23 protein-coding genes are annotated in these 21,808 nt (G+C 62.4%); 10 read left to right on the top strand and 13 right to left on the bottom strand.

Annotation, left to right across the window (positions count from 1 at the left end):
• Positions 1-87 precede the first annotated feature (87 nt).
• The gene (locus ACERHN_RS17270; protein WP_415920258.1) at positions 88-1,410 is read left to right on the top strand and encodes a DUF5930 domain-containing protein; all 1,323 of its coding nucleotides are present in this window, start codon (positions 88-90) and stop codon (positions 1,408-1,410) included.
• The gene (locus tag ACERHN_RS17265; protein WP_415920257.1) at positions 1,400-1,909 is read left to right on the top strand and encodes a bactofilin family protein; all 510 of its coding nucleotides are present in this window, start codon (positions 1,400-1,402) and stop codon (positions 1,907-1,909) included. The genes ACERHN_RS17270 and ACERHN_RS17265 overlap by 11 nt, the downstream gene beginning before the upstream one ends.
• An 88-nt stretch (positions 1,910-1,997) precedes the next feature.
• Here the strand turns inward: ACERHN_RS17265 and ACERHN_RS17260 are convergent, their stop codons facing one another.
• Both ACERHN_RS17260 and ACERHN_RS17255 read right to left on the bottom strand, forming a co-directional pair.
• The gene (locus ACERHN_RS17260; protein ID WP_415920256.1) at positions 1,998-2,552 is read right to left on the bottom strand and encodes a peptidylprolyl isomerase; all 555 of its coding nucleotides are present in this window, start codon (positions 2,550-2,552) and stop codon (positions 1,998-2,000) included.
• Positions 2,542-3,051: a peptidylprolyl isomerase gene (locus ACERHN_RS17255; protein ID WP_415920255.1), complete on the bottom strand. Its 510-nt coding sequence runs from the start codon at positions 3,049-3,051 to the stop codon at positions 2,542-2,544. The genes ACERHN_RS17260 and ACERHN_RS17255 overlap by 11 nt, the downstream gene beginning before the upstream one ends.
• Positions 3,052-3,179: 128 nt before the next feature.
• Between ACERHN_RS17255 and ACERHN_RS17250 the strand changes: the two genes are divergently transcribed.
• The 7 genes from ACERHN_RS17250 (at position 3,180) to ACERHN_RS17220 (ending at position 10,005) form a co-directional block, all read left to right on the top strand.
• Positions 3,180-4,367, top strand: a complete 1,188-nt coding sequence (locus tag ACERHN_RS17250) for a phosphoglycerate kinase (protein ID WP_415920254.1) — start codon at positions 3,180-3,182, stop codon at positions 4,365-4,367.
• A gap of 69 nt (positions 4,368-4,436) precedes the next feature.
• Positions 4,437-5,213: an SDR family NAD(P)-dependent oxidoreductase gene (locus tag ACERHN_RS17245; protein ID WP_415920253.1), complete on the top strand. Its 777-nt coding sequence runs from the start codon at positions 4,437-4,439 to the stop codon at positions 5,211-5,213.
• A gap of 101 nt (positions 5,214-5,314) precedes the next feature.
• Complete coding sequence (locus tag ACERHN_RS17240; RefSeq protein ID WP_415920252.1) at positions 5,315-5,614, top strand: FtsB family cell division protein; 300 nt, start codon at positions 5,315-5,317, stop codon at positions 5,612-5,614.
• A 270-nt stretch (positions 5,615-5,884) separates the two neighbouring features.
• On the top strand, positions 5,885-6,874 hold the full coding sequence (gene pdhA / locus ACERHN_RS17235; RefSeq protein ID WP_415920251.1) for a pyruvate dehydrogenase (acetyl-transferring) E1 component subunit alpha: 990 nt from the start codon (positions 5,885-5,887) through the stop codon (positions 6,872-6,874).
• Positions 6,875-6,888: 14 nt separating this feature from the next.
• Complete coding sequence (locus ACERHN_RS17230; protein ID WP_415920250.1) at positions 6,889-8,268, top strand: pyruvate dehydrogenase complex E1 component subunit beta; 1,380 nt, start codon at positions 6,889-6,891, stop codon at positions 8,266-8,268.
• A 12-nt stretch (positions 8,269-8,280) separates the two neighbouring features.
• Complete coding sequence (locus ACERHN_RS17225) at positions 8,281-9,591, top strand: pyruvate dehydrogenase complex dihydrolipoamide acetyltransferase (RefSeq protein WP_415920249.1); 1,311 nt, start codon at positions 8,281-8,283, stop codon at positions 9,589-9,591.
• A gap of 180 nt (positions 9,592-9,771) precedes the next feature.
• Positions 9,772-10,005: a hypothetical protein gene (locus tag ACERHN_RS17220; protein ID WP_415920248.1), complete on the top strand. Its 234-nt coding sequence runs from the start codon at positions 9,772-9,774 to the stop codon at positions 10,003-10,005.
• Between the two features lie 7 nt (positions 10,006-10,012).
• Here the strand turns inward: ACERHN_RS17220 and cysE are convergent, their stop codons facing one another.
• The 10 genes from cysE to fabD form a co-directional block, all read right to left on the bottom strand.
• Complete coding sequence (gene cysE / locus ACERHN_RS17215) at positions 10,013-10,822, bottom strand: serine O-acetyltransferase (RefSeq protein WP_415920247.1); 810 nt, start codon at positions 10,820-10,822, stop codon at positions 10,013-10,015.
• 102 nt (positions 10,823-10,924) lie between these two features.
• Entirely contained in the window at positions 10,925-13,204 is a 2,280-nt protein-coding gene (locus ACERHN_RS17210; RefSeq protein ID WP_415922760.1) for a baseplate megatron protein TIM-barrel domain-containing protein, read from the bottom strand.
• 100 nt (positions 13,205-13,304) lie between these two features.
• On the bottom strand, positions 13,305-13,649 hold the full coding sequence (locus ACERHN_RS17205; protein WP_415920246.1) for a hypothetical protein: 345 nt from the start codon (positions 13,647-13,649) through the stop codon (positions 13,305-13,307).
• A 252-nt stretch (positions 13,650-13,901) separates the two neighbouring features.
• Positions 13,902-15,068, bottom strand: a complete 1,167-nt coding sequence (gene mltG, locus ACERHN_RS17200) for an endolytic transglycosylase MltG (protein ID WP_415920245.1) — start codon at positions 15,066-15,068, stop codon at positions 13,902-13,904.
• Complete coding sequence (gene fabF / locus ACERHN_RS17195) at positions 15,068-16,327, bottom strand: beta-ketoacyl-ACP synthase II (RefSeq protein WP_415920244.1); 1,260 nt, start codon at positions 16,325-16,327, stop codon at positions 15,068-15,070. Before fabF ends, mltG begins: the two co-directional genes overlap by 1 nt.
• Positions 16,328-16,404: 77 nt before the next feature.
• Positions 16,405-16,941, bottom strand: coding sequence for a GNAT family N-acetyltransferase (locus ACERHN_RS17190; protein WP_415920243.1), 537 nt, complete (start codon positions 16,939-16,941; stop codon positions 16,405-16,407).
• Positions 16,942-17,092: 151 nt separating this feature from the next.
• Positions 17,093-17,326, bottom strand: coding sequence for an acyl carrier protein (locus ACERHN_RS17185; protein WP_415920242.1), 234 nt, complete (start codon positions 17,324-17,326; stop codon positions 17,093-17,095).
• A gap of 182 nt (positions 17,327-17,508) precedes the next feature.
• Positions 17,509-18,246 carry a 3-oxoacyl-[acyl-carrier-protein] reductase gene (fabG, locus tag ACERHN_RS17180; RefSeq protein WP_415920241.1) on the bottom strand — a complete coding sequence of 246 codons (738 nt, stop codon included), beginning with the start codon at positions 18,244-18,246 and terminating at the stop codon, positions 17,509-17,511.
• A 31-nt stretch (positions 18,247-18,277) separates the two neighbouring features.
• On the bottom strand, positions 18,278-18,709 hold the full coding sequence (locus tag ACERHN_RS17175; RefSeq protein WP_415920240.1) for a GyrI-like domain-containing protein: 432 nt from the start codon (positions 18,707-18,709) through the stop codon (positions 18,278-18,280).
• Positions 18,702-19,634 carry an ACP S-malonyltransferase gene (fabD, locus tag ACERHN_RS17170; protein ID WP_415920239.1) on the bottom strand — a complete coding sequence of 311 codons (933 nt, stop codon included), beginning with the start codon at positions 19,632-19,634 and terminating at the stop codon, positions 18,702-18,704. Before fabD ends, ACERHN_RS17175 begins: the two co-directional genes overlap by 8 nt.
• Positions 19,635-19,810: 176 nt before the next feature.
• Here fabD and ACERHN_RS17165 point away from each other — a divergent pair, with 176 nt between their 5' ends.
• Positions 19,811-21,067, top strand: coding sequence for a cytochrome b/b6 domain-containing protein (locus tag ACERHN_RS17165; protein WP_415920238.1), 1,257 nt, complete (start codon positions 19,811-19,813; stop codon positions 21,065-21,067).
• 141 nt (positions 21,068-21,208) lie between these two features.
• Here ACERHN_RS17165 and ACERHN_RS17160 read toward each other — a convergent pair whose 3' ends face one another.
• A complete protein-coding gene (locus ACERHN_RS17160) occupies positions 21,209-21,790 on the bottom strand; it encodes a YceI family protein (protein ID WP_415920237.1) in 582 nt (193 codons plus the stop codon).
• Between the last annotated feature and the right edge of the window lie 18 nt (positions 21,791-21,808).

The raw sequence follows: 21,808 nt of genomic DNA, 5'->3' as shown, positions 1-21,808 counted from the left end.
CGTGGCGGGCAGATTAGAGACGTGCGGAGCGGTGCGCTGTTGGGGGACGCGCGGACCAAGACTGGGACGATACAGGGGACAGAGCTGTTGCGTACACGCCTCGGCATCAAAATCCACGCGTTGCTGGAAACGTATTTTCCGGAACGCCGTGTGTTTCTCAAATCCGACAATGACACGCGTTTCATCCGGCTGCGTCCTGCGACACAGCTGATCGCGTTTGCGGGCAGTTCGTTTGTGGTTGCCTGGGCAATCGTGGCGACGGCCATCCTGCTGATGGACAGCATCGGCGCAGGCAATTTCCGCGAACAGGCCAAACGGGATCAACGCACCTATCAGGCGCGGCTGAACGATCTGGCCGGTCAACGTGATGCCCGCGCCGAAGAGGCGCTGGCCGCGCAGGAACGGTTCAACGCCGCGCTGGAGCAGATTTCAGTGATGCAGTCCGAACTGCTCGCGTCCGAGACCCGCCGCCGTGAGCTTGAGACCGGCATCGAAGTGATCCAGACGACCCTGCGCGACACGATGCAGGAACGCGAAGCGGCCCGCACCCAAGTGGCCGCACTGGAAGAGCAAGGCGAAGGTGCCACAGCCATCGCCAACGCAGGTGGCGGCGCACCGATGGATTTCGTGGCCGAAGCGCTGGCCAAGACCGCCGCCGAACGCGATCAGGTCGTCGAAGACGCGCAGACCGCCCTGCTTGCCGCCGACGAAATGGCCAGCCGCATCGAGATCATGCAGGAGCAGAACGACCAGATCTTTCGCCAGCTGGAAGAAGCGATGACCGTATCCGTGGCCCCGCTGGACAAGATGTTCCGCGCCGCAGGCATGCCCACCGACCGCATCATCGAACAGGTGCGGCGCGGCTATTCCGGTCAGGGCGGCCCGCTCACGCCGCTGAGCTTTTCTACCCGCGGCGAAGAGCCCAGCCCCGACACGCAGCGTGCCAACCGCATCCTGAACCAGATGGACAAGCTGAACCTCTACCGGATCGCCGCGCAAAAAGCGCCCTTTGCGACGCCGGTCAAAAACAGCTTCCGCTTCACCTCCGCCTTTGGCTTCCGCCGCGACCCCAAAACGGGCGGTCGCCGCATGCACAATGGCGTCGATTTCGCCGCCAGCCTCGGCACCCCGCTTTATGCCACCGCCGACGGGGTCGTGACCCACGCAGGCTGGCAATCCGGCTATGGCCGTCTCGTCAAGATCCAGCACGAATTCGGCATCGAAACCCGCTATGCGCATCTGTCGAGATTGCGCGTCAAAGTTGGGCAAAAGGTCTCGCGCGGGGATCGGATTGGTGATATGGGAGCGTCCGGACGGGTGACCGGCGTGCATCTGCACTACGAAGTCCGTGTCGGTGGAAAAGCCGTCAACCCGATGATCTATATCAAGGCAGCAAACGATGTTTTCTAAGAGCAAAATCAACGAACCCGGGCCCGCGACCGAAGGTGGCAAACCTGCGGCACCCGCCGCTTCGGCCCCTGCCCCCTCCGCCAAGCCTGCACCGCAGAGCGAATTCAAGGCCAGCGCGCCCAAGGCAAAACCGCCCGCCTCCATCCTGTCGGCAGACCTGCACATCACCGGCAACATGAAGACAACCGGCGACATTCAGGTCGAAGGCACGGTAGAAGGCGACATTCGCGCCCACCTGCTGACCATCGGCGAAAGTGCGACGATCAAGGGCGAAGTGATCGCCGATGACGTTGTGATCAACGGTCGGATCGTGGGCCGTGTGCGCGGCCTCAAGGTGCGTCTGACCTCGACCGCGCGGGTCGAAGGCGACATCATCCACAAGACCATCGCGATTGAGAGCGGTGCCCATTTCGAAGGCTCCGTGCAGCGTCAGGACGACCCGCTGAATTCCGGCAGCAAGGGCGCGCCCGGTGCGGCACCCGCCGCCAAGGCCGACTGATCTCTCCCTTCACAGGGTATCGAATAAAAAGGCGCCGCAGTCCCCTGCGGCGCCTTTTTTCTGTTTCCTTTGCCCGGTGAAAGGGCCGTCAGTCCGTGACCGTCACCGACACCATGCGATCCGGCGCGCCGGTGATTGCACCGGATTGCGGATGGCCGCGCTTGATGCTGTTGACGACGTCCTGACCCGAGGTTACGCGCCCGACAACCGTGTATTGGTTGTTCAGGAAATATCCCGGCGCAAACATGATGAAGAACTGGCTGTTGGCACTGTCCACAGAGGAGGACCGCGCCATGCCCACGACACCGCCGTCAAAGGGGATGTCCGAAAATTCCTGTCGCAGGTCCGGCATATCTGATCCCCCCGTCCCCGCACGGCGCGCGTTGTAGCCGTCGCCGACGACGGCATGTTCGACATCGCCCGTCTGCGCCATGAACCCGTTGATGACCCGGTGAAAGGCCACGTTGTCATAGGCACCGGATGCGGCCAGCGTTGTGATCCGCTTTGCATGGCCGGGGGCCACGTCCTCAAAGAGGTCAATGGTGATCACACCATTGGCCTCTCCTGCGACCGTGATCTCGATACCGGTCGCCGCGGCAGGACCTGCCGCGACCACGCATGCAGCCAGCAGTTTACGCAACATCGGCCGCCACCTTGACGCTGATCATGCGGTCCGGTTCGGCGGGCGGCTCGCCGCGCGTGATGGCATCCACATGTTCCATTCCCGAGATCACGCGGCCATAGACCGTGTATTGGCCATTCAGGAAATGGTTGTCGGAAAAGTTGATGAAGAACTGGCTGTTGGCGCTGTCGGGATTGGCCGACCGGGCCGCGCCCAGTGTGCCGCGATCATGCGGCAGCTTGGAGAATTCAGCAGGCAGATCGGGCATCGACGACCCGCCCGTACCGGCCATGCGGATGTTGAACCCGTCTTCCATGTCGCCGTGCTGTACGTCGCCTGTCTGCGCCATAAAGCCGTCGATGACCCGGTGGAACGCCACGTTGTCATATTCGCCACCCCGTGCGAGCTCTTTCATGCGCGCGGCGTGTTGCGGAGCGACGTCGGGCAACAGCTCGATCGTCACGGTCCCGCCCTTCAGCTCTACGAGGATCGTGTTTTCGGGGTCTTTGATATCGGCCATTCTCGCTATCCTTGTCATTCACTTTGGCCCCTTTCCTATGCTGATGGCACGCATGGGACAAGTCACACGTTGACGAGGGCGCGGATTGGCGCAATGCAAGGCGCACACGGAACAGAGGAGCACGGGATATGAGCTGGAAAACACTCGATGACATGGAGCTGGCGGGCAAACGCGTGCTGACCCGCGTCGACATCAACGTGCCCATGGACGGCGATACCGTGACCGACGCCACCCGGATCGAACGGATCGTGCCCACCATCCGCGATATTCGCGCCGCAGGGGGCAGCCCCGTGTTGCTGGCGCATTTCGGACGGCCCAAGGGGCAGCCGAACCCGGAGATGTCGCTCAGCCGCCTTGTCCCGGCCCTCGAGGCTGCCTTTGACGCGCTAGTCACCTTTGTCGAACGGCCCAGCCGGGACTGGATCGACGCGCAGGCGGCGGATGCGATCATTCTGGTGGAAAACACCCGCTTTACCGCGATGGAAGAGGCGAATGACCCGCAAATGGCGCAGTTTCTGGCGAGCCTTGGCGACATCTATTGCAACGACGCATTTTCCGCCGCACACCGCGCCCATGCCTCCACTGCGGGTGTCGCGCACCTGTTGCCCGCCTGTGCCGGGCGCCTGATGCAGGCGGAACTGAGCGCGCTGGAGGCGGCGCTGTCCAACCCGAAACGCCCCGTGGGTGCGGTTGTGGGCGGGGCCAAAGTGTCGACCAAGCTCGACCTGCTGCAGAACCTTGTCCAGAAACTCGATGTGCTGATCATCGGGGGTGGCATGGCCAACACCTTCCTCGCAGCACAAGGCGCGCGGCTTGGCGCATCACTGCAAGAGGCCGACCTGCACGACACCGCCCGCGATATCCTGGATGCGGCCAAGGCTGCCGGGTGTACCGTGATCCTGCCCACCGACGGGCGCGTGGCGCGGGAGTTTGCGGCCCAGGCGCCGCATGAGGTCCTGCCGCTCGGGCCGGAGACACAGCTGGAGGCGGATCAGATGGTGCTCGATGCGGGCGACGACACGGCCAAGGCAGTCGAGGATGCCATTGCGGGCCTTGCCACGCTGATCTGGAACGGCCCCCTCGGCGCGTTCGAAATCCCGCCCTTCGACACGGCCACGGTTGCTGCCGCCAAATCCGCCGCCGCGCAGACCACGTCTGGCAACCTGATCACGGTTGCCGGTGGCGGCGATACGGTCGCAGCACTCAACCAGGCCGGTGTGGCGGACGACTTCACCTATATCTCCACCGCGGGGGGCGCGTTCCTCGAATGGATGGAGGGCAAGGACTTGCCCGGGGTTGCCGCCCTGATGCAGTAAAGCGGCCATTGTCTGCGCTTGCGGAGTGCCCATATGGAGCCAAAGCCAAAAGCGCAAGGAGACACGAACATGGCCGCCTACACCCTCATCACCGGAGCCTCCGAAGGGCTGGGCGTCGAGTTTGCGAAACTGGCGGCGGGCGAAGGCCGCAACCTGATCCTCGCCGCGCGGTCCGTGGACAAGCTTGAGGCGCTCGCAACATCGCTCCGATCGGATAGTGTGGACGTGGTCGTGATCCCCGCTGATCTGTCGGACATGGCCGAGGTGGACCGCCTCTGGACCGAGGCAACCGATGGGCGCGACGTGGATGTGCTCGTGAACAATGCGGGCCTCGGTTATAACGGTGCGTTTTCCGCCGGTCAGGGATGGGACCGCGAGCTTAACTCGATCAACGTGAACATGCTGGCGCTCACGCGGCTGATGAAACTGGCCATCCCGCATATGGAGACGTTGCCCAAGGGGCGTATCCTCAACGTGGCCTCCGTGGCCGGGTTCACGCCCGGTCCGCACATGGCCGTGTATCACGCGACCAAGGCCTATGTCCTGTCGCTGTCCGAAGCGGTGGCCGAGGAATTGCGCGGCTCTTCCGTCACGGTCACAGCGCTTTGCCCCGGTGCGACGGCCACCAACTTCTTTGAGGATGCGGATATGCACGGCGTGCGCCTGCTGAAACTGTCCAAACCCATGAAGGCGTCCGAAGTGGCGGAACTGGGCTGGCTTCAGGCGCGTATCGGGCAGCGGATCGTGGTGCCCGGCCTGATGAACAAAGTGTTCGCGTTCCTGCCCCGCATCTCGCCGCGTTCCGTCACCACACGGATCGCCGCACAGGTCATGGGCAAAGGCTGATCCTGCCAAATAATTGAACGAAAAGGGATTCACAGCGCGAATCACCTGTGGCATACTCTGGTCAAAGCCGCCCCACAGAGAGGCGGCACGAGGCAGAGCAGATGACACGTACCCCCCGCGCGCCGGTTGGCACCTTTGTTTTCTTCGCGATTGCATTCGCGCTTGGCATCTATTTCACCTTTGCCGCCGTGCAGGGGGATTTCGGGTTGTTCCACCGGGCCGAGATCGTGGCCGAAGGGCGCGACCTGACCGTACAGCTGGCCGAGGTACAGGCAGAGGTGGCGGAGATGGAAAATCTCACCCGTCGTTTGTCGGACGAATATCTCGACCTCGATCTGCTGGACGAACAAGCACGCTCCGTGCTGGGCATGTTGCGCAGCGATGAGATTGTCATTCGCTAACGCAGCGGCCGCGCCCCAAACGCTTGCGTATTGAAAGCGGCTGATCCGGGTAAAACACGCTCCTTTCCCCGGCCCATATGTTGAAAACACGCATCCGCCTGCCCATATCCATGATGTTGAAACTGCGCGGTTTTTGCGCAGAACGCGGCATGTCCGGGCCGATTTTCGCGCCCAGGCTGACCTTGCGGCAGAATGCCACTCGCAAGCAAACGCAGAATCCTGTAACAGATAGTTTAACGCTAAACTATTTACTCAGGAGGAGGCGCCGACATGGCCGCGCGCAAGACCACCAAAAAACCCAACGTGTCCGCAGAAGAGCTTATGGGCTACTACCGCGACATGCTTTTGATCCGCCGTTTCGAGGAAAAGGCGGGCCAACTTTACGGGATGGGTCTGATCGGGGGGTTCTGCCACCTCTATATCGGTCAGGAAGCGGTGGTTGTCGGCCTTGAGGCCGCCGCTGAAGAGGGTGACAAACGCATCACCTCCTACCGCGATCACGGCCATATGCTGGCCTGTGGCATGGACCCCAACGGTGTGATGGCCGAACTGACGGGTCGCGAAGGCGGCTACTCCAAGGGCAAGGGTGGCTCCATGCACATGTTCTCCAAGGAGAAGCATTTTTATGGCGGCCACGGCATCGTCGCAGCCCAGGTGCCGCTGGGTGCGGGCCTTGCGTTTTCCGACATGTACAAGGGCAATGACCGCGTGACCTTCACCTATTTCGGGGACGGTGCCGCGAACCAGGGCCAGGTCTATGAGGCCTACAACATGGCCGAGCTGTGGATGCTGCCCTGTATTTTTGTCATTGAAAACAACCAGTACGCCATGGGCACCTCGACCCAGCGGTCGACAAAATCGCCCTCTTATTGGGAACGCGGTGCCGCCTATGGCATTCCGGGTGAGGAAGTGGACGGCATGGACGTGCTTGCGGTCAAAGAAGCCGGGGCCAAGGCCGTCGCCCACTGCCGCGCGGGCAAGGGTCCGTATATTCTCGAGATCAAGACCTACCGCTACCGCGGCCACTCCATGTCGGACCCGGCCAAATATCGCACCCGCGAAGAAGTCCAGAAGATGCGCGACGAACGCGACCCGATCGAGGCGGTGCGCTCCATGCTGCTGACCGGCAAGCACGCGAGCGAAGATGACCTCAAGGCCATCGACAAAGAGATCAAGGAAATCGTCAACGCCTCTGCCGAGTTCTCGAAGGAAAGCCCGGAACCGGCGCTCGACGAGCTCTGGACAGATATCTACGCGTAAGGGGAAACAGACTTATGGCAACCGAAATTCTCATGCCCGCCCTCTCGCCCACGATGGAAGAAGGCACACTTGCAAAATGGCTCGTCAAGGAAGGCGATACGGTCGCGTCCGGTGACATCATGGCCGAGATCGAAACCGACAAGGCCACGATGGAATTCGAGGCCGTCGACGAAGGGATCGTCGGCAAGATCCTCGTCGAGGAAGGCACCGAAGGCGTCAAGGTGAACACGCCCATCGCCGTTCTGATCGAAGAGGGCGAAAGCGCCGACGACATCCAGGCGTCGAGCGCCCCTGCTCCCGCCGCCCTGTCCGGCGAAGAGGGCAAGGCGTCTTCGCCCGCGACGGCGTCCACACCTGACACGCCGCCCACACCGTCCGTCGATCTCAGCCCCGACTACCCTGAAGGCACGGCCATGAAGCAACAGACCGTGCGCGAAGCGCTGCGCGATGCCATGGCCGAAGAGATGCGCAACGACGACACCGTATTCCTGATGGGCGAAGAAGTTGCCGAATATCAGGGTGCGTACAAAGTCTCACAGGGGCTTCTGGATGAATTCGGCTCCAAGCGGATCATCGACACGCCCATCACCGAACACGGCTTTGCCGGGATCGGTGTCGGTGCGGCCTTTGGTGGTCTGCGCCCAATTGTGGAGTTCATGACGTGGAACTTTGCCATGCAGGCGATCGACCACATCATCAACTCGGCGGCCAAGACGCTCTATATGTCCGGCGGTCAGATGGGTGCGCCCATGGTGTTCCGTGGCCCCAACGGGGCGGCGGCGCGCGTCGGCGCGCAGCACAGCCAGGATTACGCCGCGTGGTACATGCAGGTGCCGGGCCTCAAGGTCGTGATGCCCTACTCGGCTGCGGACGCCAAAGGTCTGATGAAAACCGCCATTCGCGACAACAACCCGGTCTGCTTCCTGGAAAACGAAATTCTCTATGGTCGCAGCTTTGACGTGCCGGACATGGACGATTTCACCATTCCCTTCGGCAAGGCGCGCATCTGGCGCGAAGGGTCGGATGTGACCATCGTGTCGTTCGGCATCGGCATGCAATACGCGCTCGAGGCTGCGGACAAGCTGGCCGAGGACGGCATATCGGCGGAAGTGCTCGACCTGCGCACGATCCGGCCCATGGACACCGGCGCGATCATCAATTCGGTGATGAAAACCAACCGCTGCGTGACTGTGGAAGAAGGCTGGCCGCAAGGGTCTGTCGGCAGCTATATCAGCTCGGTCCTGATGCAGGAGGCCTTCGATTACCTCGACGCACCTGTGATCAACTGCACCGGTAAGGATGTGCCGATGCCCTATGCCGCCAACCTCGAGAAACACGCGCTGATCACAACCGACGAAGTGATCGAAGCCGTGAAGCAAGTCACTTACCGCTAAGGAGCCCGAGACATGCCCATTGAAATTCTCATGCCCGCGCTCTCTCCCACCATGGAAGAAGGCACGCTGGCCAAATGGCTGGTCAAGGAAGGCGACACCGTGTCCTCCGGTGACCTGATTGCAGAGATCGAAACCGACAAGGCAACGATGGAATTCGAAGCCGTGGACGAAGGTGTTGTCGGCAAGATCCTCGTTGCGGAAGGCTCCGAAGGGGTCAAGGTCAACTCGCTGATCGCCGTGCTCCTGGAAGACGGGGAAAGCGCGGATGACATCGGCAGCGCACCGTCAGCCCCTGCGCCGGAGGCCGCAAGCGCCGACGCGGGCAACGAGGTGTCGGCGCCAGCCGCCGCCGAGGCGCCCGCACCCGCACCCGCTCCGGCGGCCCCGGCCAAGGACGGCCAACGCATCTTTGCCTCGCCGCTTGCCCGCCGCATCGCGGCCCAAAAGGGCCTCGACCTCAGCGCGATCAAGGGTTCCGGCCCGCATGGCCGCATCGTCAAGGCAGATGTGGAAAAGGCCGAGGCAGCACCGGCGGAAAAACCCGCCGCCGCCAAAGCGGGCGACGCGCCCAAAGCGGCCCCACTGGCCTCTGGCCCCTCTGGCGATACCGTTGCCAAAATGTACGAAGGTCGCGACTTCGAAGAAGTCAGCCTCGATGGCATGCGCAAAACCATCGCCGCGCGCCTCACCGAAGCCAAGCAATCCGTGCCGCATTTCTACTTGCGCAAGGACATCCAGCTTGACGCGCTCTTGGCTTTCCGCAGCCAGCTGAACAAGACGCTCGAAGCGCGGAACGTGAAACTGTCGGTGAATGATTTCATCATCAAGGCCTGCGCGCTGGCACTCCAGCAAGTGCCGGATGCCAACGCCGTCTGGGCGGGTGACCGCATGCTGTCGATGAAAGCCTCGGACGTGGCCGTCGCCGTCGCCATCGAAGGCGGGCTCTTTACCCCGGTACTGAAAGACGCAGAGATGAAATCACTCTCCGCCCTTTCCACCGAGATGAAGGACCTCGCCGCCCGTGCGCGTGACCGCAAACTTGCGCCGCATGAATATCAGGGGGGCAGCTTTGCCATCTCGAACCTCGGCATGTTCGGCATCGACAACTTCGACGCCATCATCAACCCGCCACACGCCGCGATCCTCGCGGTCGGTGCCGGGGTGAAAAAGCCGGTGGTTGGCGATGATGGAGAGGTCACAGTGGCCACGGTGATGTCGACAACGCTGTCCGTTGATCACCGCGTCATTGATGGCGCGCTTGGCGCCAATCTGCTCAACGCGATCAAGGACAATCTGGAAAATCCGATGTCGATGCTGGCCTAATCGACATTCTTGCGAACACCAAAGAAAACCCGCGGTCCATGGCCGCGGGTTTTTCACGCGCCTCTCAAGCGGCAGCACTGCCAAATTCTGTGATGTGCCGTGAACAGGCCAGCCCTTGAGATCGCGCCGTCACCACCTCACGTCTATGGCATCTGACTGCACTCAGCGAGGTGATACCTCATGACACGTCTTATGACTTATGCAACCGCCGCCGCCCTGGGTATCACTTTCATGCTCAGCCCCCTGCCCGCTGTCGCAAAACCAAACATCCTGCCGGGCAGCAGCGCGGCCCATCTGCCGACACTCAGCCCGGAAACCATTGAGCGGCGCAAACTACGCAAAGAGCAACGCGCAAAAGCACGAGAGGAACGGCGTTTGAAACGGCTGAATAAAGGGGCGGACAAACCCGATTGATGGCAGGTCAGACGTCCTTGCCCAGCATGTGGTTCATCGACACCGACGGTTGATCGCACCCGGCCTCGCCCACGATCCGCGCCGGAATACCGGCGACCGTCTTGCAGGGCGGCACCTCCTCCAGCACCACGGACCCCGCGGCGATGCGGCTGCAATTGCCGATCTTGATATTGCCCAGCACCTTCGCTCCGGCACCGATCAGTACACCATCACCAATCTTCGGATGCCGATCCTCGTCCTCTTTACCCGTTCCGCCCAGCGTCACGGAATGCAGCATGGACACGTTGTCCCCCACAACAGCCGTTTCACCGATCACGATCGAATGCGCGTGATCGATCATGATTCCCTTGCCGATCCTGGCAGCGGGATGAATGTCGATGCCAAAGATTTCGGACGCACGCATCTGGAAGAAATAGGCAAGATCCGTATGCCCGTTCGACCACAGGTAATGCGCAACGCGGTAGGCCTGCATCGCCTGATATCCCTTGAAATACAGGATCGGCTGCAACAACCGGTGGCAGGCCGGATCGCGTTCATAGACGGCCACCAAATCGGCGCGCGCCGCCGCAATCAGGTTCGGATCAGAGGCATAGGCCTCTTCCACAATCTCACGCACAACCACCATCGACATCTCGTTCGACGCCAGCTTTGCCGACACACGATAAGACAGCGCTTTGTCCAGCGACTTGTGATGCAGGATACAAGCGTGCACGAAACCGCCAACAAGGGGTTCGTCCAGCACGGCCTGCCGCGCTTCGTCTGAAATCTGATCCCAAACGGGATCGACAGACGTGATGTTGGTTCTGAGATCAGCCATAGCGGGTCCTTTTCACGCTCTCTTACCTCAGATAGGAAGCTTTCGCCAAACGCAAACCCGTGATGCACATCATTCCGGTCCGCGATTGGTCGCGAACCGGCCCTACAGCGCGACGGAAATGGACCGAAACGGACCAGACCCATAGCGCGCCGAATTCTGTGCCACCGCCACATCAAAGCTGGTGCCAACGCCATCGGATAGACGGTCGGCGTCTTCATACCGCCAGACGGGGGTGCTCACGACGTCTTCGCGCACGACTGCTGCCCCCTGCAGGACACGCACCGTATACTGCTCCGTTTCTTCGCCCAGCGGCACATCCGGCAAATCCCAGCTGTCACCGTCAATCCGCGTGCGGCGCACCCACGTCACCTGCGTCCCTGTCCCGTCTGGTGCATAGCGCAAGTGCACGGGTGAGTACGGGCGTAACCCATTGCCATCAAAGGCACACGTCACCTGATCATAGCTCGGATCATCCAGCGAGCGCCGCGCAGAACCGATCCGGAAGGTCTGTGCTATCCGACGCAAGCTGGACAGGAATTCAATCTGCTGTGGCGCCCCGTTCAGCACAACCACCCATGATCCCGCGGGCCAGACGTCCGGCATGAATGCGTCCGTCCCCAATTGCCCACGCAACCGATGGCTCAGCAGGTAACGCCCCGGCGCCAAAAGATCAGCGTCCCGGAACTGCACCAGTTCCCACGCGTCAGGCGATCCGTCGCCAATGGCAATCAAATTGGCACCAGTGAGCAAAGCCGCATCCGAAACCGAGGCAAGCGTGCCGTGCATCATCTGCACTTCAAGTTGGGCACCGCGATCCACAACGCCCGGGCATGCACGCAGCAACGGCGACTGCGTAAACCCGATCGACGCGCGGGCACCCAGGATGGAATTCAGCGTGAAATCGGAGTCGGTGCTGGATTGATACACTGCCACACTGCCCGGCCACGGCGTGCCCGTCACCGCCAGATGCGGGGCATGGGGTACCTCGTCACCGGTCAACAGCGGCAGGTCCAGAAACGCGGACGTCAACGGCACCGGCGGCACAAACGCGTTCACCGATGCCAGCTCATCCGACAGCTCTGACGGCGTATAGACCTCCGGCTCGATCCTTACCCCTTCCAGCAGCTGCATTTCGCCCTGCTCGACCCGGTCCACTCGATAAAGGCCCGTCCCTTCGAACTGGTCCGCGGGCACCTCGATGATATCGCCAGCGCCGATACCGATTTGCGACGGCGGCAAGGCAAGCCGCACGGTATCGCGCGCCACCCGTGCCTCGGTCAGCCAGCGTTCAACAACTTGCCGCCCCTCGGGTCGCGTCATCGCGAGCGGCAATTCGGACGCACTGACTGCGTGTGTGGCCTCATCCGGCAGCACAGCCTCTTCAGACAGAACATCGAAATTCCCATCCGTCTCGACAAATCGCAGGCGCACACGTCCGGCTAAATCGGCTTCGGATTCCCGGGCCTGCTCCATCCGACCGTCAAGGTCGGCGCTGATCGCCACAGTCTCGGCGGAAATCGAAACGGCATCCCGCCCGGACCGCATCACGAACCGCAATACGCCGTCCCGCTCAATCGCGTCAAAGCCATAGCGCAGCATCAAAGGCTGCAACGCACTGCGCGCATCGTTCACGTCATCAATGACGTACCCGCGCACCAGACCATAAAGCTGGGACACATCGACATTGACCAAACCGGCACGGTGGCAAATCTCGGTCACAACGGACGCCAACGACCGCGAAGAGGTCCGACCGTTGACCCAGTGTCCGCGCGGATAGTTTTCACCATCAGACCACGTGGCAACCGCATTCGGAAAGAACGGGTATGGTCGCGCGTCCCACGCCCACACAAACGCACGCGACATGTCGACCATCGGCCCGTCATAAATGTTCGACACCGGGTTGTTGTCTTCTGCCGTCCAATACGTGTTCATCGCGCGCAGGTATTGCCGCTGGATCAGATCATCGCGCGCCCCATTAGAATAGCGCGGCAAGCTGCTTTCCGACGACTTCTGGTCGAGGAACTTGTTGGGCTCATTGGTGCCCTTGTCGACCGCCGCACACCCGTATTCATCGACCCAGGCCGCATCGAATTGCGGCCCCCGCAGACCCTCTGGATCAAACGCCGTATGCACCGTCGCCACGGCCCCGTTGGGCCATTCTAGCCGCTTGCGCCCCGCCTGCCACTCCGGGCAGCGGTCCAAAGGCGAACAGGCCAGAATGCCGCTTTCGCCAAAAACCATCACTTCGCGGACCTGCTCGATGGTCTCCCCGACCAGCGCCACACGCCGCGCCCGGCCGGGATCAAGCGGCATCGACCCCTCGACCATCGACCGCACCCATTCCGCTCCGGCGCGCGTCTTGCCCGCACCACGCCCGCCCATGATCACCCATGTCCGCCACGCCCCCTCGGGTGGCAACTGGTGCTCCATGACCCAGAACTCGAACAGAAAAGGGAGGGCGCTCAGCGCGCCCTCACCCAACTCATCCAGAAACCGCTCCTGCGCCGCAACAGGCGCGCAAGCGACCAAGCGCGCACCGAATTTCAGCTCGGACCGCGTCGTGATCAATGGCATATCCGTTTTGGACAATGCCGGTGCGTGCTTTTCGAATTTCTCCAAGCTGCACCTCCGCTTTGTTCAAGCTTATGACCGCCTTCGTCACTGACGTCAGGTGGCCATTCACTTCGGTTTCCTTGATTTCCTCCCCGGCCTCGGCCCTTTCTGTGAGGGCTTGGAAGTACCGACGCATCTCTGCAAGCGATGCCTGAACCGACAGCAAAAGCTCTTCGGTGCGGGCCTCTTCGGCGTCCGGGGTGATAAGTGTCATATGTGCTGTGACCTCTCATGCGTTGGGATGATCTCCGCACGAGAAAAATGAAAAAGCGACCGTCGGATCACTCCGAGGCCGCTTGCCCACTTCTTCTAGCTTGTCACAAGTTATACGTGTGACCGTTCGATCTGTCAAGCCAATTCGCGCAGGCTTGCGCACGCACACCGTACGCTAACCTTAATAAAACATTACTTAAATCCGCAACGCCTTGAAAAGGCTAGCACAACCGTAGGATGGGCAATATGCCCATCACCCACCGTCGCTTTCTTCCTGCCGTTGCGCCTCGATCTCGCGCCAGCGGGCCACATTGCGATTGTGCTCGTCCAGCGTCTCGGCAAAGGCATGGCCACCGGTCCCGTCCGCGACAAAGAAGATATACGGCGTCTCGTCCGGCTGCCCCGCCGCCATCAGCGCCGCGCGACCCGGGTTCGCAATCGGCGTCGGCGGCAATCCTTGGATCACATAAGTGTTCCACGGCGTTGCCTCGCGCAGTTCCGAACGGCGCAGACCACGGCCCAAAACACCCTGCCCCCGCGTGACGCCATAGATCACCGTGGGGTCCGTCTGCAGACGCATGCCGCGGTTCAACCGGTTCACAAACACCGACGACACCTGCCGCCGCTCGTCCGCAACGGCCGTTTCCTTCTCGATGATCGACGCAAGGATCAACAACTCTTCGGGGCTCTCCAGCGGCAGGTCCTCATCGCGCGCCTCCCACGCGGCGGACACCAGCAACTCCTGCTGCTCGCGCATCAGGCTGAGGATCTCGCCCCGGTCCTGACCCCGCGCCACCTCATAGCTGTCGGGTGCCAGCGCACCTTCGGGCGGCACCTCGGCCACCTCGCCATCCAGAATGTCGATGTTCTTCAACGCATCCACGATCTGCCAGCTGGTCACACCCTCGGCCAGCGCCACGCGGAACCGTGTGTCCTGCGCCGCCTTGACCTCCGTATAAGCGGCGGGCGCCTCTTCGGTCGCGGGCTGGAACTCGGCCTTTTCCACAAACCGGTTCGTTGCGGGATCCAACTCGCGCACCTGCGCGCTCAGCCGGTTCACGCCGATGCGGTACACAACTTCGGTGCCACAGGTGCTGGCCCCGCCGCGCGTGACGATATCAACGATCTCTTCCATCGACGCGCCCGGCTCCACAAGGAAACTGCCCGCCTTCAGCTCAGAGGTCTTGCCCGCATAATCCGCGCCCATCCGGAAAATCGCGGCGCTGCTCACAGCCCCCTCGTTTTCCAGATCACGGCTCACGCGGCGAAAGTTTGACCCGCGATCCACCTGCAGGCACATCGCCTGCGCCAGCGGACCGGGATCAGAATATTGCCCGCGCCCCCACAGGATCACGCCGCCCAGCACAAACAGGGCGACAATCAGAAAGGTGATCGCGTTGGACGCAACCCCGCGCCACATCAGCTGACCTTTCCGAAGATCACGCTGGCATTGGTGCCGCCAAAGCCAAAACTGTTGGACAAGGCGTAATCCACCTTGCGCTCGCGTTTCGCGTTCGGCGCCAGATCAATCGGCGTCTCGACCGCCGGGTTATCGAGGTTGATGGTCGGCGGGCAGACCTGATCCCGGATCGCCAGGATCGAGAAGATCGCCTCGATCGCGCCCGCTGCCCCCAACAGATGCCCCGTCGCGGATTTGGTCGACGACATAGTGACGTTGCCCGCGTGATCGCCCAGCAAACGCTCCACCGCGCCCAGCTCGATCGTGTCCGCCATGGTCGAGGTGCCATGCGCGTTGATATAGTCGATATCCGAAGGCTCCAGCCCCGCATTGCGCAACGCCGCCCGCATCGATCGCTCACCACCCTCGCCGTCCTCGGACGGGGCCGTGATGTGATAGGCGTCGCCCGACAGGCCGTACCCCTTGACCTCGGCGTAAATCTTCGCGCCCCGCGCCACGGCGTGTTCGTATTCCTCGAGCACCACGATGCCCGCGCCCTCACCCATGACAAACCCGTCGCGGTCCGCGTCATAGGGGCGGCTGGCTACGGCAGGATCGTCCGCACGCTTGGTGCTGAGCGCCTTGCACGCGTTGAAACCCGCGATGCCGATCTTGCAGATCGCGGCCTCAGCCCCGCCTGCGACCATCACATCCGCATCGCCATGCTGGATCAACCGGCTCGCATCGCCGATCGCATGCGCGCCCGTCGAACAGGCCGTCACCACCGAATGGTTCGGCCCGCGGAAACCGTACTTGATCGACACCTGACCGGAGATCAGGTTGATCAGCGCGCCGGGCACAAAGAACGGCGACACGCGGCGCGGTCCCTTCTCTTCCATCATGACAGCGGTGTTCGCGATGGAATTCAGACCACCGATCCCCGACCCGATCAGAACGCCCGTGCGCTCCAGATCTTCGCGGTCCTCGGGCATCCAGCCCGCATCCTCAACGGCCTGCTGCGCGGCGGCCATGCCGAACATGATGAACGTGTCGACCTTGCGCTGTTCCTTGGGGGCCATGTAGGCATCCGCGTCAAAGGAGCCATCGCTGCCATCGCCACGCGGCACTTCGCAGGCATAGGTCGTGGCCAGCCCTTCGGTGTCAAACTGCGTGATCGGGCCCGCGCCCGACTGTCCGTCAAGAATACGGGACCAGCTTGCGTCAACCCCATCGGCCAACGGCGTCACCAACCCCAATCCGGTCACAACCACTCTGCGCATCTGCTCTTTGTCCCCATATCCTGTCTGGCCTGCCTCATACCGCGCGAAACCGCGCCTGTTCAAGCCCATCGCAACGCCTAGCCCTGCGGCACCGACTTGCGCAGCATCAACCGCGCCGGTCCGTCCGCGTCCTCGATATCCCGCATCGGCACATAGCCAAGCCGCTCTGCAAGCCGCAGCGACGCGTCATGTCGGGGATGGATCATGCACACAAGCGGTCCGGTCACCACGCGGTCGAACCAGTCATGGGCCGCATGCACCGCCTCACGCGCCAGACCCTGCCCCTGCATCTCGGGCACCAGCACCCAACCAGCCTCCGGCACGGAATCGAAATCCTGACCCAGCCCCCGCGCGCCGTAGAAAAAGCCCGCCTGTCCCACCATCGCCTTGGTCACATGCTCTTCGATGGCCCATTGACCAAACCCGGTCATCTGCCAGTGGCCCGCATTGGTCAGGAACGATTTCCAGGACACGTCCCGATTACGCGGCACGCCGCTGATATAGCGCACCACATCCGGCGTCGCCCAGATTTCGGCAAAGCGGTCAAAATCTCCCGGACGCATCGCGCGCAGCGTGATGCGTGCCGTGTTTATCGTCGGCACATTGCGATTCATGGTGGTGTCCTGCCCGATCACCGTTTTCTTTTTTCAAAGACTGCGCGCAGCGTCGCGAAAACACAAGCGCAAGCCGGGCCGGAAATGAAAAACGGCGCTTCTTTGCAAACCAAAGAAGCGCCGTTCAGGTCAGGCCGTGGCCAGACGAAAATCAGGAGGCTTTCGTGATGAAGCTTACCGCGTCGCCAAACGTCTGGATCGTTTCGGCAGCGTCGTCCGGGATTTCAATGCCGAACTCTTCTTCGAACGCCATGACCAGCTCAACAGTGTCCAGGCTGTCTGCGCCCAGATCGTCGATGAAGGATGCGCCCTCGGCCACTTTGTCTTCGTCCACACCCAGGTGCTCAACAACGATCTTTTTCACGCGATCCGCGATTTCGCTCATATGACTGTCCTCATTCTGCCGGGGCAAATGTCGCGCCCCCAAGTGGTGTCCCCGGTCTTGCGGGGCTCTGGTCTTGCCCCCTTGGGGCGGTGAAGCGTCGGGCCCGTGACGGGGCCCAATGCCGGAATCTGCGCCGCCTATAGCATATCTTTGCATGATGGCAAGGCTTGGCGGCAAGCCCCCTACAACATGGCCATGCCGCCGTTGACGTGCAAGGTGGTGCCCGTCAGGTAGGCAGCTTCCGGGCTTGCCAGATACAGCGTGGCGGCAGCGATTTCATGCGCCTCACCCATGCGGCCTGCAGGAATTTGTCCCATGATTCCAGACTTTTGGTCGTCGGTCAGCTTGTCCGTCATGGCCGTCGCGATGAACCCCGGCGCAATCGCGTTCACGGTGATCCCGCGGCTCGCCACCTCATAGGCAAGGCTCTTTGACATGCCGACCATGCCCGCCTTGGACGCGGCATAGTTGGCCTGCCCGGGATTGCCGGTGGCCCCCACGATGGACGAAATGTTCACGATGCGGCCCCAGCGGGCTTTCATCATGCCGCGCATCACGCCTTTGCACAATTTGAACGTCGCGGTGAGGTTCACATCCAGCACCGACTGCCATTCGTCATCCGACATGCGCATGAACAGGTTGTCGCGCGTGATGCCTGCGTTGTTCACAAGGATATCGAGGCTGCCCATTGCTTCTGTCGCCTGTTTCGGCAGCGCTTCGACCGCCTCCATGTCGCTGAGGTTGCATGGCAGCACATGCGCCCGTTCGCCCAGCTCACCGGCCAATGTTTCCAGCGGTTCGGTCCGCGTCCCGCTCAGCCCGACCGTCGCACCCGCGCCGTGCAGAACACGCGCAATCTCTGCGCCGATCCCGCCTGATGCTCCTGTCACGAGCGCCGATTTCCCCGTAAGATCAAACATATAAGCCCCTCTGCTCAATTCATTCCACGTCTTATTCCACGTCGAGATATACGTCGCACACGTTGTGCGCGTCGTTCTCGGCAATGATCCTGTAGGCCTCGCGTGCGATCCCCGTCGGTGTCAGACCTTGCGCGTCCGCCTCCGCGTGCAGCATCTGATAGACCTGCGGCAGCCCCGCAAGCGGCCCCCTGTGGCGGTGCCACAGCGCACGTGCGCGCGCAATCTCGAACCTCTCGAACCCGGGCAGCATCTCGTCCATAGGCACACCTACCGTGACCTCTATGTCGTCACCCATTATCTGGTACAGCGCCGTTTCCGGCCCGGAGACCAGAATGCCCGCACGGCGCTGCAAAACGCTCAACGCGTCAAATGCCGACGGAATCAGCGCCAGACGCTCGACGACCGGGAACCGGCGGCGCACACCACCCAGCACCAGCGCATCAAGCGTCACAACCTCAGCCATCCAGCGCCGCCGCCACGTCCGCCGGTGTGCCGATGGCCCGCGTCGCGATGGACCGGTCGATCCGGCGTACCATACCCGACAGGGCCTTGCCCGCGCCAATCTCCCAGATCTCGGTGACGCCCTGCCCGGCCATCCACGCCACACTTTCGCGCCAACGCACGGACCCCGTGACCTGCGTCACCAGATGATCGCGCAACGCATTCGGGTCGTCACAGCCGGTCGCCAGCACATTGGGCACAACTGTTGCCGATGGCGCGGCGAATTCCACGCCCGCCAGCGCCTCTGCCATGACCTCCGCCGCGGGTGCCATGAGGCTGCAATGGAACGGTGCCGACACCGGCAGCATCACCGCCCGCTTGGCCCCGCGCCCCTTGGCAATCTCCACCGCGCGCTCCACCGCACCTTTGTGGCCGGACACCACCACCTGACCGGGATCGTTGTCATTGGCCGCCTGGCACACCTCACCCTGTGCCGCTTCCGCAGCCACGGCATTGGCCGTCTCGAAATCCAGCCCCAACAGGGCCGCCATCGCCCCCACGCCCACGGGCACAGCCTCCTGCATCGCCTTCCCGCGCGTCCGCAAAAGCCGTGCGGCATCCGCCACGCTCACCGTGCCCGCCGCACAAAGCGCGGAATATTCGCCCAGCGAATGGCCCGCGACAAAGGCCGCGCGCTCCATCGTGATCCCTTCAGCTTCCAACGCCCGCAGCGCCGCTACGGACGTCGCCATCAACGCCGGCTGCGCGTTCTGCGTGAGGGTCAGCGTGTCCTGCTCCCCCTCCCAGATCAGCGTGCTTAGCGCCTCGCCCAACGCATCGTCCACCTCGTCAAACACCGCACGTGCCGCCGGATACGCCTCGGCCAGATCCCGCCCCATCCCGATGGTCTGTGCGCCCTGCCCGGGGAAAACGAATGCGATACTCATGCGGCGATCTCTCTTTGCTGCGTCCTGATCCTCGCCCGGGTGTAATGGCCACAGCCCCCCGAGACAAGACAACCCCGCACGACACCTGTGCAGCGATTTGCGGTTGTCAGCGTGCTGCGGCGCATAACATTAAGGGCACAGGTGTTGTCCCTTCACCCCATTGTCGGAGAATGAACATGTCCCTCGCCAACACGCCGTCCCGCTACGGCTCTGTCGCCAAGACGTTCCACTGGCTCACCGCCCTGCTGATCCTCACCCTCATGCCGCTGGGCCTCGTTGCCAACAACATGGCCTACGAGATCAAGAATGCCTCCGACGCGCTTCTGGCCGATCCGGGACAATATGATGCGCTGGTGGCGCGCACCGCATGGCTCTTTTCGCTGCACAAGACCATGGGCGTCGCCGTGTTCTTCGTTGCCCTCGCCCGCATCGCCTGGGCGCTGGCGCAACCGAAACCGGGCCTGCTGCACCCCGACCGCAAACTCGAAAGCTTTGCCGCCGAAACCGTGCACTGGCTCCTCTACGGCAGCCTGGTGCTGGTGCCCCTGTCCGGCTGGATCCACCACGCCGCGGCCAGCGGCTTTGCGCCTATCTGGTGGCCCTTGGGGCAAAACCTGCCCCTCGTGCCGAAATCCGAGGCGGTCGCCTCGGCCATGGGGGGCGCGCACTGGGTGCTGACCAAGGTGCTGGGCCTCGCCATCGTGCTGCATATTGCGGGTGCCGTGAAACACCATGTGATCGACCGCGACATGACCCTGCGCCGCATGTGGTTCGGCACCGCCGATGTGCCCGATACGGCGCATACGCACAAACACGCAACCCCCATCATCGCAGCACTTGCGTTCTGGGCGCTGGCCCTGTCGGGCGGTGCGGCGATGGGCGTCTATGCTCCCCACGGCGCGCAACCCGCGGGCGCAGCCCTCGAGGCCGTTGCCTCTGACTGGCAGGTGCAGGAGGGATCGCTGGAGATCACCGTCACGCAACTGGGCTCCGAAGTCACCGGCAGCTTCGCCGACTGGACCGCCGCCATCACCTTTGATGAAACGATCGAAAACGGCACCGCCGGCACGGTCGAGGTCACAATTGCCATCGGCTCGCTCACCCTGGGCAGCGTCACGGGTCAGGCCATGGGCCCCGACTATTTCGACGCTGCCACCTTCCCCACGGCCACTTTCGCGGCAGACATCGTGCCTGTCGTTGACGGCTACGAGGCGCAAGGCACGCTGACCATCCGTGACCAGACCGTCCCGGTCACCCTGCCCTTCGGCCTATCGGTGAACGGCGACACCGCGTCGATGACCGGCGGCCTGACCCTCGACCGCCGCGACTTCAACGTGGGCGCCAACATGGCCGATGAAGGATCGCTGAAATTCGCCGTGGACGTCGACGTCTCGCTCGAAGCCACACGGGGTGGCGCGGATACCAACGGCTGACACCCGCCAACCTCAGGGCAGTCTGAAAAGGCTGCCCTGAATAAAATCATGTCGCGCGGCAGCGCGTCTATTTGGCAAATGCCTACGAAAAAGGGCCGCGCAGATCGCTCTGCGCGGCCCTGTTCGTCACCGTCTCGGTGATCAGCCGGCTTTTTGCGCCTCGACCGAAATCATCACCTCAACCTCATCGCTGACGGCCGGTGCAAAAGCGCCCAGGCCAAAGTCAGACCGTTTCAGCGTTGTGGTCGCGTCAAATCCGGCCCAGGGCGTGCCCTGGTTTTCACCGAACGGGAACTCGCCCGCCTGGTTCAGTGTCGCATCCAGAACGACGGACTGCGTTGTGTCGTTCATGGTCAGATCGCCGGTGATCTTGGCCGTGTTGTCGCCCGTCACCTCGATCGAGGTCGATGTGAACGTGATCAGGTCCGCATCATCCGCGCCAAAGAAATCTGCCGACATGAAATGCCCGTCCCGTGCTTCCCATCCGGTGAACATGGATTTGGTCGGCATCGACACGTTCACGCTCGAATTTGCGGGGTTTTCCTGATCGAACATGATCTCGCCTTCAAAGCCGGAGAACATGCCGAAGGTGGTCGAGTATCCAAGGTGGTTGTACGAAAACACCACTTGGCTGTGGCTGGAATCCAGCGTGTAACGGTCGGCGGCAAAGGCAACGCTGGCCGAGGCGGCGGTCAGGGCGGTGGCCAAGAGAAGGGATTTCATATCAGTGCTCCGTAGGGT

This window comes from Tateyamaria rhodophyticola (assembly GCF_047777875.1).
Taxonomy (GTDB): Bacteria; Pseudomonadota; Alphaproteobacteria; order Rhodobacterales; family Rhodobacteraceae; genus Tateyamaria.
This window is presented reverse-complemented; position numbering and strand designations above follow the sequence as displayed.